Here is an 18,573-nt window from a genome sequence, read left to right on the forward strand (position 1 = left end):
CAAGCGTGTCCGCCTTCCCCTAAAACAAATCAACGGGATATTCGCTGCACGGTGATGCTTTAAAGAGACCTTTACGATCAAGGAGATGCCAACTTGTTATGGATGGAGAAATGCCGCTGTTCAGGGCGCCATCCGCAAGTGTTGATCGGCCTCGTGGTCGCAAGCCTGCTCGTCATGATCGGCTTCCAGTCTCCTTCCGGCGTCAAGACCGTCTCGAAGGCCAGCCGTCTGGAGCGTTTGCAGACAGTGGATTTCGGCAGATCCCTTTCTCTTCGCGATAAAGAATGCACAAACGGCGATGATTTCGGCTGCAAGGCTGGCGAGGCCGGTTCGGGCTTTCGCCCCAGCGATTTCGCTTCATCCACCCTGCGGATAACAGCTGAGGCGAGGCCGGCCGTCACACCTGTTGCCGTCGTGCCACAAGCTTTCCGAGACTTTGCGAGCGTGGTTCCAAGAGCGCCCCCGCATATTATCTATTAGTCATTCCGGCGGTCCTCATCATTCGGTTCATCGTGAACCTTGAGGGATCGGAGTCGTCGGAAACCCGCCGTAGGCTCCAATTCCAGAGAGAAAACCGCCGCCGCATATGACACTTGCAACCATTCTTCCATTCATTGTCGCATTGCCCTTTGTCGGCGCCCTCCTGACGGCTTTCATGCCGCGCGACGGTGCGGCCGCCGGTCCGGCCTCCGTTGCGGGCGCCGTCGCCCTTTTCGGCCTTGTCAGCAGCATCTTCCTTTATTCGACCGTCAGCGGCGGCGGCGTGCTGAAATATGATGTGGAATGGCTGCCGCAGCTCGGCCTCAACTTCACCCTGCGGCTGGATGGATTTGCCTGGATTTTTGCGATCCTCATTACCGGTATCGGCCTTTTGGTGGTGCTCTATGCACGCTATTACATGTCGGCCGAAGACCCGATCCCGCGTTTCTTCGCCTTCCTGCTCGCCTTCATGGGCTCGATGCTCGGCGTGGTTCTGTCCGGCAACGTGATCCTGCTGTCTATCTTCTGGGAAATGACCAGCATCTTCTCGTTCCTGCTGATCGGTTACTGGCACCAGAACGCCGGTGCCCGCGACGGTGCGCGCATGGCGCTAACCGTGACCGGCATCGGCGGCTTCAGTCTTCTGGCGGGCCTGCTGATCCTAGGCCATATGGCGGGAAGCTATGACCTCGACAAGATCATCGAGGCCGGCGCCGATATCCGCGCCCATTCGCTGTATCTGCCTGCACTTATCCTCATTCTCGGCGGCGCGCTGACGAAGAGCGCGCAGTTTCCATTCCATTTCTGGCTGCCCAACGCCATGGCGGCGCCCACGCCCGTTTCCGCCTATCTGCATTCCGCCACCATGGTGAAGGCGGGCGTGTTTCTGCTGGTCCGGTTCTGGCCAGTGCTGGCGGGCACGCAGGAATGGTTCTGGCTGGTGGGTGCGGCCGGCATCATCACCCTGCTGCTCGGCGCTTATTTCGCCATGTTCCAGCAGGACCTGAAAGGGCTGCTGGCTTATTCGACCATCAGCCATCTCGGGCTCATCACCACGCTGCTCAGCCTTGGCAGCCCGCTTGCGGCGGTTGCGGCCATCTTCCACATGGTCAACCACGCCACCTTCAAGGCGTCGCTCTTCATGGCGGCCGGTATCATCGACCATGAAACCGGCACGCGCGACATGCGGCGCTTAAGCGGGCTTTACACCTATATGCCGGCGACCGCGACACTCGCCATGGCGGCGAGTGCGGCCATGGCCGGGGTGCCGCTGTTCAACGGCTTCCTTTCCAAGGAAATGTTCTTTGCCGAGGCCGTCGAAACCCATGCAGACTCGTTGCTGGACCGGGCGCTGCCCTATGTCGCGACGCTATCGGGCGCATTTGCAGTCGCCTATTCTCTGCGCTTCATCCATACGGTGTTCTTTGGCCCCAAGCCCGTCGATCTGCCGAACCCGCATCCGCACGAGCCGCCGCGCTGGATGCGTTTCCCGATCGAGTTCCTGGTTTTCGCCTGCCTGATCGTCGGCATCGTTCCGAGCCTCTCCATCGGTCCCTTCCTGCATTCGGCCGTGCTTTCCGTGCTTGGTGCGCAAACGCCGGTTTACAGCCTGTCGATCTGGCACGGTTTCAACCTGCCGCTGATCATGAGTATCGCGGCGCTGATCGGCGGGGTTACGATCTATGCCCTGCTCGGCGGTTACTTCTCGCGCTGCGATGACGGTCCGCCGGTCTTCCGGCATTTGCGGGGCCAGCGCATCTTCGAGCGCATTCTCGTCACCGTGTCCTGGAAGTGGGCGCGGTGGCTGGAAAGCACGCTCGGCACGCGGCGTCTGCAGCCGCAGCTGAGACTTCTCATCCTCGTGGCGCTTCTTGCCGGTTTCTCGCCCCTGTTCCTTTCGGAATTCTCCCTGTCGCTGCCGCGCGTCACGACCTTCGACCCGATCTTTGCCATCCTGTGGCTGATCGGCATGATCGCGGCCATGGGTGCGGCCTGGCAGGCGAAATATCATCGCCTCGCCGCCCTCGTCATGCTCGGCGTCTCTGGTCTGGTCACCTGCCTTACCTTCGTCTGGCTTTCCGCGCCGGATCTGGCGATCACCCAGCTGCTGGTGGAAATCGTCACCACGGTTCTCATCCTGCTCGGCCTCAGATGGCTGCCGAAACGCTTCGAGAAGGTCGACAGCAGCGATGAGCTGCCCGCACAGCTTCGCCGCGCGCGTGACTTTTTGCTCGCCGCCGCCAGCGGTATCGGCATGTCCGTCATTGCCTATGCCGTGATGACCCTGCCGGTGCCGAACGCGATTGCGACCTACTTCCTCGAACGCGCCTATACGGAAGGCGGCGGCACCAATGTCGTCAACGTCATTCTCGTCGATTTCCGCGGCTTCGATACCTTCGGCGAAATCGCAGTGCTGGCCATCGTGGCGCTGACCGTCTTTGCGCTGCTTCGCCGTTTCCGCCCCGCCCATGAAAGCATCGGGGTGCCGGAACAGCAGCAGATGCAAAACGCCTTCGATGCCGAACGGCCGGACCGCAGCAAGGGCGATACGGTCCGCGACTATCTTTATGTGCCATCGATCGTGATGCAGTGGATGTTCCCCGTCATCATCACCTTCTCAATCTTCCTGTTCATGCGCGGCCATGACATGCCGGGCGGCGGCTTTGCAGCCGGCATTACCATGGCGATCGCCTTCCTGCTGCAATATCTTGCCGGCGGGGCGCGCTGGGCGGAAGACCGCATCCGCATCCTGCCGCTGCGCTGGATGGGCTTCGGCCTTTTGATGGCAGCGTCAACGGGTATCGGCTCCTGGTATTTCGGCTACCCGTTCCTGACCTCCTATTTCCAGTATACGGAGATACCCTATATCGGCAAAATGCCGACGGCATCGGCCCTGCTGTTCGACCTCGGCGTCTTCTCGCTGGTCGTCGGCTCCACCGTTCTTATCCTGATAGCACTGGCACACCAATCGTTGCGTAACTACCGCGTTCGCACGCCTGAAGCCGCAAAAGCGGAGGACGTGTAATGGAACTCATTCTTGCAATCGGCATCGGCATCATGACCGGCTCCGGCGTGTGGCTTATCCTGCGCCCGCGCACCTATCAGGTCATTGTCGGACTTTCGCTTTTGTCTTACGCCGTCAACCTGTTCATCTTCGGCGTCGGCGGCATCAAGACCAATGCGCCCCCGGTGCTGGTCAACGGCGTTGACAGTTCGACGCTCGCCGACCCCGTGCCGCAGGCGCTGGTGCTGACGGCAATCGTCATCGGCTTTGCGACCACCGCATTGTTCCTCGTCGTGCTGCTCGCCGCCCGCGGCCTTACCGGCACCGACCATGTGGACGGGAGGGAGTCGAAATGATGTCGTTCCCCTTCCACATCGTCATCGCCCCCATTCTGGTGCCGTTGATAACCGCAGCACTGCTGTTGTTTTTTGATGAGCGCCAACGTGTTGCGAAAGCCGCCATCAGCCTTGCATCAACGATCATATTGCTCGTTGTCGCCATTTTGCTGTTCCGCGAGGTGAACTCGACGGTCAATACAGAGATCGCAGCGGTGGTTTCGAGCGGCGTCTATCTGCTCGGCAACTGGCCCGCGCCCTTTGGCATCGTGCTTGTGGCCGATCGCCTCTCCGGGCTGATGGTGCTTCTGACGGCACTTCTTGCCATCCCGTCGCTGATCTATTCAATGGCGAAGTGGCACAAGGCAGGCGCGCATTTCCATTCGCTGTTCCAGATGATGCTGATGGGCGTCAACGGCGCGTTCCTGACCGGCGACCTCTTCAATCTCTTCGTCTTCTTCGAAGTGATGCTGGCGGCTTCCTACGGCCTGCTGCTGCATGGTTCCGGCCAGCAGCGCGTCAAGGCTGGGCTGCATTACATCGCCATCAACCTCGTGGCGGCGCTGTTCTTCCTCATCGGCGTCAGCCTCATCTATGGCGTCACCGGCACGCTGAACATGGGTGACCTTGCCCACCGTATCGAAGGGCTCAACCCGGACCAGCGCATGCTGCTGGAAACCGGCGCTGCCGTCCTCGGCATCGCATTCCTGGTCAAGGCCGGCATGTGGCCGCTGAATTTCTGGCTGCCTTCCGCCTATGGTGCGGCTTCAGCACCTGTCGGCGGGCTGTTTGCGATCATGAGCAAGGTCGGCATTTACGTCATCGCCCGCCTGTCCTTTCTGCTTTTCGGACAGACGGCGGGGGAATCGGCCGGTTTCGGCCATGATGCCCTGCTGGTTGGCGGCATCGCCACCATCATCTTCGGGGCCATCGGCGTTCTCGCGTCGCAGGCGCTCGGGCGGCTCGCCGGCTTTTCGGTTCTCGTCTCATCGGGAACGCTGCTTGCCGCCATGGGCACCGGCAATCCGACGGTGGCAGCCGGCGCGCTTTATTACATGGTCAGCTCCACCCTCACCATCAGCGCCTTCTTCATGCTGATCGAACTCGTCGAGCGCGGGCAGGATGCGGGCGCGAACGTTCTTGCCGTGACCATGGAGGCCTATGGCGAGGGCGACGAGGAAGAGGAGGAAGAGGAAGTCGGCGTGACCATGCCAGGCACCATGGCCGTGCTTGGCGCCTGTTTTGCGGCCTGCGGCATTCTTCTGGCCGGGCTGCCGCCGCTTTCGGGTTTCATCGCCAAATTCTCGATGCTGACCGCCATTCTCAACCCTTCCGGGCTCGGCGCCAATGACAGCGTTTCCACGCTTTCCTGGTGGCTGGTCTTCCTGATCGTCTTTGCCGGTTTCGCCTCGCTGATCTCGATGACGCGCGCCGGCATCCGCACCTTCTGGGCCTCCATCGAAGGTACCGTGCCGCGCGTTCTCGTCATCGAAATCGCCCCCGTGATGCTGCTGCTCGGCCTGACGCTTGCCATGACCGTGCAGGCAGGGCCGGTGATGCGTTATATGCAGGAGACGGCGCGTATTCTCGACCTGCCGGCGAGCTATATTCAGGGCGTCATTTCCGCGCCGAGGGCGGGAAGCAATCCGGAGGCAGAGCCATGATGAGCCGTCTCCTGCCCTACCCGCTGCTGACGGTCTCGCTCATCTTCTTCTGGATGACGATCAACAGCTTTTCGCCCGGGCATCTGCTGCTCGGCACCGCCGTTGCGCTCATCGCTTCCTGGGCCATGGCATCGCTCAGGCCCGCCAAACCGCGCATCCGCAACTGGCACAGGCTCGTGCAGCTGATCCTGATCGTGCTATACGACATTGTCCGCTCCAATATCTCGGTCGTGAGGATCATTCTCTTCAAGCGTGAAAGAGACCGCAAATCCGGCTTCCTGGCGGTGCCGCTTGATATTCGCGATCCCATGGCGCTTGCCGTTCTGGCGACAATCCTCACCTCGACACCGGGAAGCGCTTGGCTCGAATATAATTCCAGCCAGGGCACGCTCCTCCTCCATGTTCTCGACGATGTGGATGAGGCAGCGTGGATAAGCCTCATCAAGAACCGTTATGAAAAACTGCTGATGGAGATATTCGAATGAGTTCGATTATCCTTTTCTGGTCCTTTTCACTCGCGCAGCTGATGCTGGCCATCGCCATGACGATATCAGTCTATCGCATCGCCATCGGCCCGCGCGCCCAGGACCGCGTGCTTGGCGTCGATACGCTTTATGTCAACGCCATGCTGCTTCTTTTGACCTTTGGCCTGCGCACCGGCAACGACATCTATTTTGAGGCGTCGCTGCTGATCGCGATCCTCGGCTTCGTCTCCACCGTCGCCCTTTCCAAATTCATGATGCGCGGCGAGGTGATCGAATGAACAATGCCGCAGAATTTCCGCTCTGGGCCGCCATTCTCGTGGCTTTCTTCGTCCTGCTGGGCGCTTCGCTGACGCTGATTGGCACCATCGGCTTTGCCAGGCTCAACAGCTTCTATGAGCGCCTGCACGCGCCCACACTCGGCACCAGCTGGGGTACCGGCGGCATCGTCATGGCCTCGATCATCTATTTCTCCGTCTCCGGCGACCGCTTCGCCTTCCACGAAATCTTCATCGGCATCTTCATGACGGTGACGACCCCGGTTTCCCTGATGCTGCTGGGACGTGCTGCGCTTTATCGGGACCGGGCGGAGCAGAATACGGATAATCGGGAGCATCTGTAGTCAGATCGCAGAGGCACTTCATTGTTTGTTTCTTTATGACGCATCCCTCAGCTGGAAATGGCCCGCTGTTGGCGTGATGGCATAGGGAGCTGCCTCGACTTCGTATGACACACGCCTAATGCTCCGAACCTCGGAAACACTTGGATCAAACGTAAAACGATCCGGGTAGAAGATGCAAATATTGCTTCCTTTAGACAAAGAGCTTCGATATCGAACACCATCGAAGCCTTTTTTGATAAGCACCTCCGACAGCAGTTGAGTTAATAGATAATGGTGCTTCTCTTCTGGAGTTATCGGCCTGCTCATCAAGCGATCGAACGCTTGGATCAGCGCAAAAAGGTCCAACCGAATATCACTGGACGAGAATTTCGAGATGTCAGGGTTGAAGTCAGCGAGCTTTAAATTTTGAGTGCTACGAAAACCACCGATTGAAACGTGGTGACCCGGATGAGGACGTATTTCTGCTACAGCGGTATATACGTCTGTCGCAAGATATAACATGCTAACACCGGTTCTATTCAGTCTGCCGTTGCCCGCTAACAACGGAGGAGGAGCACCAATTTCTAGTCCCATCCATGGCTGGCGGACAATTCTAGAATTCCATCCATCAACATCAGAGAACACATTTTTTTGTCCAATACGAGCTCTATACCAAAGCTCGTTCACTGGAAGCTGAAGCTCAATATCATCTAGAAACTCAGAGACGATGCGATCAAGATCTGGCTCTACTTGAAAGAAATTCTCGACCAACAATCTGCGCTTCAATTCACCGATCTGCATTGGGTTTGTCCGTGAAATCGCAGGCGACATTAGCCGAATCCCATCATTGAACCCAGCATAAAGCCACACCCCCTCGCTGAGTGGTGGATAGACGGGGTCTTGAATCAGATAGTCAATTTCATCGTAGTATCTATCAGACCTTGGCGGCTCAAGTACTGGGTTGTCAGGGTCTCCGAAGAGGGCCATGACAGACTCGCCACCCCAATGGGGATTATAGTCGTACTCATCCCAGTAAAAACGAACTAGTGACCTGAGCAGCATCACCATCGAGTTGGTATTTTGCGGATCACAGACATTCACGTCTTCGCGTTCACAGAGACCACATAGGCCGGGCACTGCATTGCTAGCAATTAGGCGTTTGAGCGACGAATGACGTGCGCAGTCCACGCATATACTGGCCTGTGGTGCATCGTCGTCCAAGTCCACCATGCAAAACACTCCCTTCTAAAATGAGCAATTGCTATTCTAGGAGTGATATTAAAAGCAACGGCAGAAAGAAAAACCGTGCCACATAAATTTGCCGGGAATAGCTGGAACGACTCGAGACCTGTGGAAACGGACTTGTAAGACGTTAAGGCAAAAATTGCCTCGCCATTAGGAGATTACTCTACCTAAGCTTTTTATATATAAGTAGATAAATGGTGCCCGGAGGCGGATTTGAACCACCGACACGCGGATTTTCAATCCGCTGCTCTACCAACTGAGCTATCCGGGCACTTCAGGTCCTTGAAGAACCTCCGCTTTTGGCGGGCGGGGCTGTTTGGTGCCCCGAAAGTGAGCGGGGTTATAACATCTTGTTCGGACATGGCAAGCGCCATCGCGAAGTTTTTTGACAGTTTTTTCACAGGGGCTGTGGATGGCTGGAATGTCTGCCCGGTGCAGGCCGGATTGCGGCGGAAAACCGCTCTTGGGCATCCGCCGACCAGCGGGCGGCGCCGCGGCAGATGGCGGCTCACGGCCCCTCATTGCGCCGTGCGGCAAGACCAAGCGCGATGGGCACAACGGCCACCAGCGCCGCCATGACGGGCGAGGAGGCGAAGATGCGGCTTGCCAGCGAGGTGACGGCAACGGAGCGCACCACCGTCATCAGGCGCGAATTCTCGCGGTCGCGCTCATGCCGGGCATCGACGGCTTTGTGGTGCGACGGATTGGCGGCGGCTTCCAGCCGTTTGACGTCGCGGCGAATCTTTTCGAGCTGTTTGCGCAGGTCTTCCAGTTCCGCGCGCAAGGATGATTCCGGCGGGGCGGCGGCACGCGCTCTTCGGGCAACAGCGGGTTTTGCAGCCTTCTTCTCCACGGCCTCTTCGTCCAGTTCGGCCAGATGGTCGTCAAGGTCCGAGGGCTTGTCGAAACCGTGGGATCGCAGTGGTGCTTTCATCGCTGTCTCCTGAGGCGTGCTGAATTGCGGCGGCGGGCGCTTTTGCCCGATCAGCCTTTTCAACGCCTCAGCCCGGCAAAGGATGCACGGAAAGCAGGGAGGCAAGCATAATAAAACAGGCCCCGAAGGGCCTGTTCACTGTCTCGCTTGAAGCCTCAGGCCGCCTTGGCGGCGCTGGCATAGGGATCGAAGCGACCGTAAAAGGTCTCGCCCTTGGCGGCCATGTCCTTCAGCAGCGGCGTCGGCTTAAAGCGCGGGCCGTAGGCCTCGCTGAGCTTCTCGGCGAGCGCCACGAAGTTCTTCACACCCATGCCGTCGATGTAGGACAGCGCACCGCCGGTATAGGGCGCGAAGCCGAAGCCGAGGATGGAGCCGACATCCGCCTCACGCGGATCGGTGACGATACCTTCTTCCACCGTGCGGGCGGCTTCCAGCGCCACGGTGACGAGGAAGCGCTGTTTCAGCACCTCCATGTCCACATCCTCAGGCTTCTGCTGCGGATAGAGATCCTTAAGGCCGGGCCAGAGGGACTTCTTGGCGGGCTTTTGCGGATAGTCGTAGAAGCCCTTGGCGTTCTTGCGGCCAAAACGGCCCTCGCCTTCCACCAACTTCTTCACCAGTTCCATATGGCGCGGATCGACGGCCTTTTCGCCAAGATCGGTGACGGTGGCTTTCAGGATCTTGTAGGAAAGATCGATAGCCACCTCATCATTCAGCGCCAGCGGGCCGACCGGCATGCCGGCGAATTTCGCGGCATTTTCGATCATGGCGGGCGGTACGCCCTCGATCAGCATGTCGTAGCTTTCCGCCATGTAACGCAGCACGCAGCGATTGACGAAGAAGCCGCGCGTATCGTTGACCACAATCGGGGTCTTCCTGATCTTCGCCACATAGTCCAGCGCGACGGCAAGCGCCTTGTCGCCGGTTTCCTTGCCGAGGATCACTTCCGTCAGCATCATCTTTTCGACAGGTGAGAAGAAGTGGATGCCAATGAAATCCACCGGGCGCTTCGAGTTCTTCGCAAGGCCGGTGATCGGCAAAGTGGAGGTGTTGGAAGCGAAGATCGCGCCCTGCGGCAACACCGCTTCCACGGCCTCGATGACGGCTTTCTTCACGTCGCGGTCTTCGAAGACGGCCTCGATGACGAGATCGGCGTCGGAGAGCGCCTTGTAATCCGCCGTCGGGGTGACGAGGTCGAGCAGGGCCTTGGCCTCATCCTGCGTCAGCCTGCCCTTGCCGATGGCGGCCTTGACGCTTTCCTCGCAATGGCCCTTGCCCTTGTCGGCGGCTTCCTGATCGCGATCCACCAGCACGACGGGAATGCCGGCGGCTGCGGTGACATAAGCGACGGCAGCGCCCATGAAGCCCGCGCCGACGACGCCGACCTTCCTGAACTCCGTCCTCGGCTGGCCGGCCGGGCGGCGCGCGCCCTTGCCCAGTTCCTGCATGGAAATGAACAGCGAGCGGATCATGCCAAAGGCTTCCTTCGAGCGAAGGATTTCGGTGAAATACCGCTGCTCCACCTTCAGCGCCGTATCGAAGGGCAATTGCAGGCCTTCATAGACACATTTGAGGATGGCGAGTGCGGCCGGATAGTTGCCGGCGCTTTCACGGCGCAGGATTGCCGGAGCGGCGGGCCAGAGCTGGGCTGCGGCAGGCGTCCAGATGCCGCCGCCGGGGGCCTTGAAGCCCTTTTCATCCCAGGGTGCGACCGGCTTCAGGCCGTCCTTGATCATCTGCTTTGCGGTTGCAACCAGCTGATCCGGCTCGACCACCTGATGCACCAGCCCCATGGCCTTGGCGCGCGCGCCGGTCAGCGACTGGCCGGTGGTCATCATCTGCAGTGCCGATTGCGCATCCGTCAGGCGCGGCACGCGCTGGGTGCCGCCGGCGCCGGGGAAGATGCCGACCTTGACTTCCGGCAGGGCGATCTTGAGGTTCTTGGCGCTGGATGCGACCCGGCCGTGGCAGGCGAGCGACAGCTCAAACGCGCCGCCCATGCAGGTGCCGTTGATGGCGGAAACCCAGGGCTTGCCGTTGGTCTCGATCTTGCGGAACAGGCCCGTCATGCGGCCAACCAGTTCGAACAGCCTTGCAGCGGCCTGATCCGGGTTCTTCGTCTTCTCGTCATTGTAGAAGGAGAACATCGACTTGATCATCGAAAGATCGGCGCCGCCGGAAAAGGTGCTTTTGCCAGATGTGAAAACGACGCCCTTGACGGCGCTGTCTGCGACGGTGGCATCAACAATGGCGTTCAGCTCGTCCATCACTTCTGATGTGAAGACGTTCATGGATTTTTCCGGCATGTCCCAGGTGACGAGGGCAATGCCGTCTGCGTCCGTCTCGATGGTGAAATTGGTGTAAGTGCTCATTTGGGATTCCTCTTCCCTGAATTTCCTGACGCGTCTAACTCCTCCTTCCCGTCATGGTCGGGCTTGACCCGACCATCCAGCACCTCGGCGTGGATCCTCGGGTCAAGCCCGAGGATGACGGAAGCGGGGGTTGTTACCGCTGCCTCAAACCCGCTCGATAACCGTCGCCGTGCCCATGCCAGCGCCGATGCAGAGCGTGACGAGCGCAGTGTTCAGATCGCGCCGCTCCAGCTCATCCAGCACCGTGCCGAGGATCATCGCGCCGGTTGCACCGAGCGGATGGCCCATGGCGATGGCGCCGCCATTGACGTTCATCCGGTCGTGATCGATGTCGAAGGCCTGCATGTAACGCAGGACCACGGCGGCGAAGGCTTCGTTGAGTTCGAAAAGATCGATATCGGCAAGCGACATTCCGGTCTTTTTCAGGAGCTTCTCGGTCACATCCACCGGGCCGGTGAGCATCAGCGCCGGATCGGAGCCGATATTGGCGAATGCCTTGATGCGGGCGCGGGGCTTGATGCCCATCGCTTCGCCGCCCGCCTTCGAGCCAACCAGCACGGCCGCAGCACCGTCAACGATGCCGGACGAATTGCCGGCGTGATGGACGTAATTGATCCGCTCCACTTCCGGATGCGCCATGATGCCGACGGCTTCGAAACCGCCCATTTCACCCGGCATCTGGAAGGACGGATTGAGCGAGGCCAGCGCCTGCATGTCCGTGCCGGGGCGCATATGCTCGTCACGGTCGAGGATAGTCAGGCCGTTTGAATCCTTCACCGGAATGACCGACTTGTTGAAATAGCCCTTTTCCCAGGCATGCGCCGCACGCTTCTGGCTTTCGACGGCATAGGCGTCGACATCGTCACGGGAGAAGCCGTATTTGGTGGCGATGAGATCGGCCGATACGCCCTGCGGCATGAAGAAGGCCGGGAAGTTGACCGAGGGGTCCATATACCAGGCGCCGCCGGACATGCCCATGCCGACACGCGACATGCTTTCGACGCCGCCGGCGATGACGATATCGTCGGACCCCGCCTTGACCTTGCCGGCCGCAAAGTTGATGGCATCGAGACCCGAGGCGCAGAAGCGCGATATCTGCATGCCCGGGGCCTTATTGGAGTAACCCGCCTCGAAGGCGGCGGCCTTCGGGATCACCGCACCGGCATCCATGACGGGATCGACACAGCCCATGATGATGTCATCGACGGCAGAAGTGTCCAGCCCATTGCGGTCGCGGAGGGCTTCCAGTGTCTTGGCGGCAAGGCGAACGGAGGGCACCTCATGCAGGCTGCCATCCTTCTTGCCGCGCCCGCGCGGGGTGCGGACATGGTCGTAGATAAATACGTCGGTCATTGTTTCTCTCCCTGCGGCGTCAGAAACGCCAGCCTCATCAGAATGCTTCCGCAGCCAGTTCCATCATGGTGTCCGCGCCGGTTTCGATGCGGGCCTTGCGCAGCGCCGTTTCCGGCATGATGCGCTCCATGTAAAACTTCGCCGTGACAAGCTTGGTCTTGAGGTAATCCTCGTCCGAAGTGCTGCCCGCTGCAAGCGCTTCGCTGGCGGCTTTCGCCATGCGCGCCTGCATGTAGCCCAGCACCACGATGCCGAAGAGATGCATATAGTCGGTCGAGCCGGCACCGGCATTGTCGGGTCTCGCCATGGCGTTCTGCATGAACCACATGGTTGCGGCCTGCAGGTCGTTCAAGCCCTTCTTCAGGCCCTTGGTGTAGAGGCTGAGCTTTTCATCGGCGCGGTTTTCCTCGCAGAAATCGCCGATTTCCTTGAACAGCGCCATCACGGCGCGGCCGCCATTCATGCCGAGCTTGCGGCCCACCAGATCGAGCGCCTGAATGCCGTTGGCACCCTCATAGATCATGGTAATACGCGCATCGCGGACATATTGGCTCATGCCATGTTCCTCGATGTAGCCGTGGCCGCCGAAGACCTGCTGCGCCATCACGGCGTGATCGAAGCCCTTGTCGGTCAAGACACCTTTCAGGATCGGCGTGACGAGGCCGAGCAGGTCGTCCGCCGCCTGGCGCTGTTTTTCGTCAGTGGCGCGGTGGGCGATGTCGGATTGCAGCGCGGTCCACAAAAGGAAGGCGCGGCCGGCCTCGTTATAGGCCTTGATGGTCATCAGCGTGCGGCGGATATCCGGGTGCACGATGATCGGATCGGCCTTCCTGTCGGGGAATTTCGCACCCGAAAGCGAGCGGCCCTGAATGCGGTCACGGGCATATTCCACCGCGTTCTGGTAGGCGATCTCGCCAACGGACAGACCCTGCAGGCCAACGCCGAGGCGCGCCTCGTTCATCATCACGAACATGGCGGAGAGACCCTTGTTCTCCGCACCCAGCAGATAACCCGTCGCGTCATCATAGTTCATGACGCAGGTGGCGTTGCCGTGAATGCCCATCTTGTGCTCGATCGCACCGCAGGTGACGCCATTGCGTTCGCCGAGCGTACCATCCTCCTTGACGAGGAACTTCGGCACGATGAACAGCGAAATACCCTTGGTACCTTCCGGCGCGCCCTCGATACGGGCAATCACCAGATGGACGATATTATCAGTCATGGAATGTTCGCCGGCGGAGATGAATATCTTCTGGCCGGAAATCCTGTAGCTGCCGTCGCCCTGCGGAACCGCCTTGGTGCGCAACAGGCCGAGATCGGTGCCGCAATGGGGTTCGGTCAGGTTCATGGTGCCGGACCATGTGCCTTCGACCATCTTCGGCAGATAGGTCTGCTTCTGTTCCTGCGTTCCATGCACGAGGACTGCGGCGATGGCGCCCTGCGTCAGGCCGGGATACATCATCAGCGACAGGTTGGCGGACGACATATATTCGCCGATCGCGGCATGGAGCGTATAGGGCAGGCCCTGACCGCCAAATTCCTGCGGAACGGCAAGACCGATCCAGCCGCCCTCGCAATAGGCGTCATAGGCCTCCTTGAAACCTTCAGGCACGGAAACGGAGCCGTCATCGGCGCGCTTGCAACCCTGCTGATCGCCGGAAAGGTTGAGCGGGAAAAGCCGCTCTTCGGCAAGCTTGGCGGCTTCACCGGTGATGGCCTCGATCATATCAGGGGTTGCATCTTCGAAGCCGGGCAGGTTGTTATACCGCTCCAGGCCGAGAACGTCGTTCAGGATAAAAAGCGTGTCTTTGACTGGGGCCTTGTAAACAGGCATTACCGATGTTCCTCCGCATCGTGAAAGCCGGAGCCGATCCGGCAAATATGGGATGACAATATTTGACGTGCGCGTAAACGTCAAATAAATTCCGGTTGAATATCGACTGCCCTTTCCGCCGATTGGATGGTCAGCCCGCGCGCGGGAGTGCCGCGCGCCACAAAAGTTAAAAAATTCCCACCATAGTTAACCACTTCTTTACCACGTTTCGTGAATTCTCCCGACAGAGGTAACTGCTTCGTCCATCGGCGCATTTTCCTCCAAGGGGGCAAATACCGGCTCTAGAATTGCTGCATGTTGCGGCGACGGCATGTCCAGACAGGCAACCGTCGCGACAAACAACCGGGCACGCCGGACGGAAGCGAAGCGAGCGAGAAGATGAACGGATTGCGATCGAAAACCCAACAGCCAGGCGACAGATCGTCTCTTGATGCTCTCAATCGCACCATTGAAGGTCTTGAAGCCCGTATTGAAGGGCTGATGAGCCAGAAGTTCCCGCGCGAGCCGCGCACGGCGACCCCGGCGCCGGAACCGAAAACCGAGGCTCACGCCGCGCCGCGCGAACCGCGCGCCACGGTTACGCCGCCGCAGCTCGACCCTGTCAACGAAATCCGCCAGCGCCAGCGCCTGCTCGAATCAAGCTTCCAGCGGCCGCAGGAGCCCGTTGCACGCCCGGAACGAACCATTACCAGGCCGCTTGCGCCGGAGTATCGCCCGAACGAGGCGGCTGCCGCCGCACCGCGTGCACGCTCCATTCCGCCTTATCAGGAGCAGCAGCGTAACGACGCGGCCTTGCAGGAAATCGCACAGGCCCTCGTCAACCTGCGGCATGAGCTGAAGCACGATATCTCCGAAGGCGTGGCGCGCGAGGCGCAGGGGTTGCGTGCGGAGATCCGCAACATTCGCGCCATAGCGGAAGACCAGCAATTCATCGGCGATCTGCGCGACGATATCGCACGGCTTGCCGGCAGCATCGACCAGCTCGGCAACCTGGCATCGCCTGATGCCTATGGGCTGCGCAACGAATTCGAGGACCTGCGCCTGACGATCGACCAGCTTGCGCGTGAAGACAGCGTGCACCGGATCGAAAGCCGCTGGAACAATGTGGAAGATACGCTGCGCGGTTTTGACGCCGCCTCGCTGCAGGATGAGATCGTTTCGCTCGCCTATCGTCTGGACGACATCAAGACCCAGCTCGGCGGCATGAGCAACAATCCGGCCGTGCGTGTGCTTGAAGAAAAGCTGATCGCCATTGCGAGCGCCGTGGAGCAACTCGGCAAACACATGCAGCCGAACGAGGCGGCCTTTACTGAACAGTTTTCCGGGCTGGATCAGCGTCTGGACGAAATCAGCCGCGCGATTGCCGCAACCGGGGCCCGCTCGAATACCCAGGCCACGGATAATGCGCTGGCGCAGCGGCTGGAAACCCGCCTGAACGGCCTTGCCGAACAGCTTGATGACATCAACCGTCTTGCCGCCGCCAAGCCTGAGCCGGCGCTGGACCTGACCGCCCGTCTCGAAACGCTGGCCGGCAAGATCGATGAGCTCAGCACCGCCCGCGACGCCGCGCAGCTGCATGAGCGGCTGGACCAGCTTTCCCTGCTGCTGGAGCGCTCGCAGCGCCCTTCGCAGCAGGCGGAACTGACCTCCTTCCTCAGCGACATTTCCCGCAAGATCGACGCGCTGGATCACGGTGCCGTCAATGATGGCCTGGCCGAACGGCTCGACACGCTCTCGCGGCGGATCGAGGATCTCGATTATCGTTACAGCCAGCCGCAGCCCGCATCAGGCTTCAGCGAAAGCGCCTTCTCCCGTCTGGAAGAGCGGCTCGGCAATATTGCCGCCCGCCTGGACGAGACCGCCCATGCCGCGCCCGCCGACAGCCACGCGCTGGCAAGCCTCGAAAACCAGATCGCCCATCTCTCGACGCTGATCAGCCAGCCGGTCCACGCACAGGCGAGCCTGCCCCCGGAACTCGATGCCCGCATGGCGGCAATCGAGGACTATATGGCGTCCAACGACGAATATATCATCGAAGCGGCGCGGCAGGCGGCCGAAGCCGTTCTGGACGCCTATACCCGTAACAACCTGTCCGCCGGCGCCAATCTCGCCGACATGACGATGCTGACCGATCTCGCGACCGATCTTCGCAGCCTTGAAGCCCTGAGCCGCAACACCGAAGAGCGCACGCACCGCACCTTCGAGGCGCTTCACGAGACGCTGGTGCAGATCGCCGGCCGGCTCGACAGTCTCGACAATCGCGAGGCTGTTCCCGCCTATCGCGAAGAGGCCGCGCCCCGCAACGTTGCGCAGCATATGGTTGCCCCCGCCCGCGAAGATGTACCCATGCCGGCAGCGGTCTTCCCGGAGGAAGGTTATATTGCCGAGGAGCAGGCCATTCTCGACGCCGACGAGAAGGATGCGGATGCGATGACCGTAGTGCCGCCTGCTGCGGCAAAGCCGGCAAAGGCCGAAAAGAAGAGCCTGCTTGCCGGCCTGACGAAACGGTTCAGGAGCAGCACGGCAAAGGCGGCCAAAACCGCTGAAGAGCCCATATCCGCCACCTCCACCCGCACGCAGGTGGAGCCCGCGCCTTCGCTCGACCCGATTGACGTTCTGCCAGCCGGCCAGGAAAACGAGCTTCTGGAGCCGGGTTCGGGCGCGCCTGATATCAAGAAGATACTGGAACGGGTGCGCGCCAGCCAGGTTGCCGCCAGCGGCAAGGCCGCCGATGCCGAAGGACGGACGGATTTCATTGCCGCCGCCCGCCGCGCCGCACAGGCCGCCGCCATGGAAACCTCGCCGGAGAAGCTTGAAACCGGCAAGAAAAATCGCAAGGCCGACGCCTCTGCGCTCTCGCGCTACCGTCGCCCGCTGCTGCTTGGCATCGGCGCCATTCTTCTCGCCATGATGGCCATGCCGCTCATCAAGACGTTGATCGGTGGCACGGAAGCGCCGGCACCCGTCATCGAACAGAAGATGGAAAACTCTCCGGTCTCCGCCCTTCCCGAGAGCGGCGACAAGGCAGTGACCATCCCGTCCGACCTCGTCATCGATCAGGAGCAGGCGGCATCCGCCGACAGTATCGAAAACGCCGCACCGCCGCAGAATACAATCGATCCCCGCACCATAGGCGGCGCACCGCTCGCCGACGAGCCGCCGGTCGCCAATGCTCCGGTTGTCGATACGACAACACCTGACACAATCGTAAAAAGTGAGCCGCAGGCACCGGCGCAGCAAGCCGCCGCTCCGGCTGCCTCCGCCCAGGACGCGATTGCGGTTCCCGCAGGCATCGAGCCGGCATCGCTTGCTGAGGCTGCAGCCAAGGGCGACACGCAGGCGCTGTTTGAGATCGCTGCACGTTACACCGACGGCCTCGGCGTGGCCGCCGACCGTGCTGAAGCCGCGAAATGGTATAAAATGGCGGCGGATCGCGGTCTTGCACCCGCACAATATCGTCTCGCGAACCTTTACGAGAAGGCGAACGGCGTCGAGCGCAACCTTTCCGAGGCCAAGCGTTATTACACGCTGGCCGCAGAGCAGGGCAATGCCGGCGCCATGCACAATCTCGCCGTCCTGCTTGCCTCCGACGCGGCTGGCCAGCCGGATTTCACTGGTGCCGCACAATGGTTCATCAAGGCTTCCGAACTCGGCGTTCGGGACAGCCAGTTCAACCTTGCCATTCTCTATGCCCGCGGCAGCGGTGTGAAGCAGGATATCGAGGAATCCTACAAGTGGTTCGCGATTGCCGCCAAGGATGGCGACGCTGACGCCGCCCAGAAGCGTGACGAAGTTGCCGGGGCGATGAACCCGCAGCAGCTTCAGAGCGCCAAGGCCAAGGTGGACGCGTGGAAGGTCAAGCCGCTTTCGGAAGACGCCAACAGCGTCAACCCGCCTGAGGAATGGGCCGGCAAGGAAGGTGTGAAGACCGCCTCCGTGGACATGGAAAAGGCGATCCGCAACATTCAGGCAATCCTGAACAAGAACGGTTTCGATGCCGGCCAGCCCGATGGCAAGCTTGGCAAGAACACCGTCACCGCCATCAAGGACTTCCAGAAATCCGTGGGCCAGACGCCTGACGGACGCATCACCAACGAGCTGGTGACCGCGCTGCTTGCCCGCAACAAGTAACATTCCGGAACCAGTGGAGCGGCCTCCCGGCCGCTTCGGCGCAACACGGCGCAGGAATGTAACGGCCTGCCGACATACGGCCGCTATCTTTCCAAATTATCAACGTATTTACCGTTGAATGTTGACACGTCAGACCCT

At 60.4% G+C, this 18,573-nt stretch carries 13 protein-coding genes and 1 tRNA gene; 8 read left to right on the forward strand and 6 right to left on the reverse strand.

Going from position 1 to position 18,573, the window contains the following annotated elements; translation table 11 throughout:
* Positions 1–102: 102 nt before the first annotated feature.
* From AC1ROR_RS10675 to mnhG, 7 genes are all read left to right on the forward strand, one after another.
* Positions 103–480: a hypothetical protein gene (locus tag AC1ROR_RS10675; protein ID WP_498589595.1), complete on the forward strand. Its 378-nt coding sequence runs from the start codon at positions 103–105 to the stop codon at positions 478–480.
* A 106-nt stretch (positions 481–586) separates the two neighbouring features.
* On the forward strand, positions 587–3,505 hold the full coding sequence (locus AC1ROR_RS10680; RefSeq protein WP_498589368.1) for a monovalent cation/H+ antiporter subunit A: 2,919 nt from the start codon (positions 587–589) through the stop codon (positions 3,503–3,505).
* Entirely contained in the window at positions 3,505–3,840 is a 336-nt protein-coding gene (locus AC1ROR_RS10685; protein ID WP_003493763.1) for a Na+/H+ antiporter subunit C, read from the forward strand. The genes AC1ROR_RS10680 and AC1ROR_RS10685 overlap by 1 nt, the downstream gene beginning before the upstream one ends.
* Complete coding sequence (locus AC1ROR_RS10690; protein WP_498589369.1) at positions 3,837–5,483, forward strand: monovalent cation/H+ antiporter subunit D; 1,647 nt, start codon at positions 3,837–3,839, stop codon at positions 5,481–5,483. The genes AC1ROR_RS10685 and AC1ROR_RS10690 overlap by 4 nt, the downstream gene beginning before the upstream one ends.
* Positions 5,480–5,968, forward strand: coding sequence for a Na+/H+ antiporter subunit E (locus AC1ROR_RS10695; protein WP_035227594.1), 489 nt, complete (start codon positions 5,480–5,482; stop codon positions 5,966–5,968). The genes AC1ROR_RS10690 and AC1ROR_RS10695 overlap by 4 nt, the downstream gene beginning before the upstream one ends.
* A complete protein-coding gene (locus AC1ROR_RS10700; RefSeq protein ID WP_003514989.1) occupies positions 5,965–6,246 on the forward strand; it encodes a K+/H+ antiporter subunit F in 282 nt (93 codons plus the stop codon). Before AC1ROR_RS10695 ends, AC1ROR_RS10700 begins: the two co-directional genes overlap by 4 nt.
* Complete coding sequence (gene mnhG / locus AC1ROR_RS10705) at positions 6,243–6,587, forward strand: monovalent cation/H(+) antiporter subunit G (protein ID WP_035227592.1); 345 nt, start codon at positions 6,243–6,245, stop codon at positions 6,585–6,587. Before AC1ROR_RS10700 ends, mnhG begins: the two co-directional genes overlap by 4 nt.
* A gap of 33 nt (positions 6,588–6,620) precedes the next feature.
* On the opposite strand, the gene AC1ROR_RS10710 is transcribed toward mnhG, so the two are convergent.
* From AC1ROR_RS10710 to AC1ROR_RS10735, 6 genes are all read right to left on the reverse strand, one after another.
* Complete coding sequence (locus AC1ROR_RS10710) at positions 6,621–7,796, reverse strand: RES family NAD+ phosphorylase (protein WP_498589370.1); 1,176 nt, start codon at positions 7,794–7,796, stop codon at positions 6,621–6,623.
* A gap of 210 nt (positions 7,797–8,006) precedes the next feature.
* Positions 8,007–8,082 (reverse strand) — tRNA-Phe (locus AC1ROR_RS10715).
* 237 nt (positions 8,083–8,319) lie between these two features.
* Positions 8,320–8,745 carry a hypothetical protein gene (locus tag AC1ROR_RS10720; protein ID WP_498589371.1) on the reverse strand — a complete coding sequence of 142 codons (426 nt, stop codon included), beginning with the start codon at positions 8,743–8,745 and terminating at the stop codon, positions 8,320–8,322.
* Between the two features lie 155 nt (positions 8,746–8,900).
* The gene (locus AC1ROR_RS10725; RefSeq protein ID WP_498589372.1) at positions 8,901–11,117 is read right to left on the reverse strand and encodes a 3-hydroxyacyl-CoA dehydrogenase NAD-binding domain-containing protein; all 2,217 of its coding nucleotides are present in this window, start codon (positions 11,115–11,117) and stop codon (positions 8,901–8,903) included.
* Positions 11,118–11,261: 144 nt separating this feature from the next.
* Positions 11,262–12,470: an acetyl-CoA C-acetyltransferase gene (locus AC1ROR_RS10730; protein ID WP_498589373.1), complete on the reverse strand. Its 1,209-nt coding sequence runs from the start codon at positions 12,468–12,470 to the stop codon at positions 11,262–11,264.
* A gap of 37 nt (positions 12,471–12,507) precedes the next feature.
* Positions 12,508–14,304 carry an acyl-CoA dehydrogenase C-terminal domain-containing protein gene (locus AC1ROR_RS10735; RefSeq protein ID WP_498589374.1) on the reverse strand — a complete coding sequence of 599 codons (1,797 nt, stop codon included), beginning with the start codon at positions 14,302–14,304 and terminating at the stop codon, positions 12,508–12,510.
* 378 nt (positions 14,305–14,682) lie between these two features.
* Between AC1ROR_RS10735 and podJ the strand changes: the two genes are divergently transcribed.
* A complete protein-coding gene (gene podJ, locus AC1ROR_RS10740) occupies positions 14,683–18,435 on the forward strand; it encodes a cell division protein PodJ (RefSeq protein ID WP_498589596.1) in 3,753 nt (1,250 codons plus the stop codon).
* The last annotated feature ends 138 nt before the right edge of the window (positions 18,436–18,573 follow it).

The organism is Agrobacterium sp. GW821-FHT14E08, assembly GCF_058803865.1.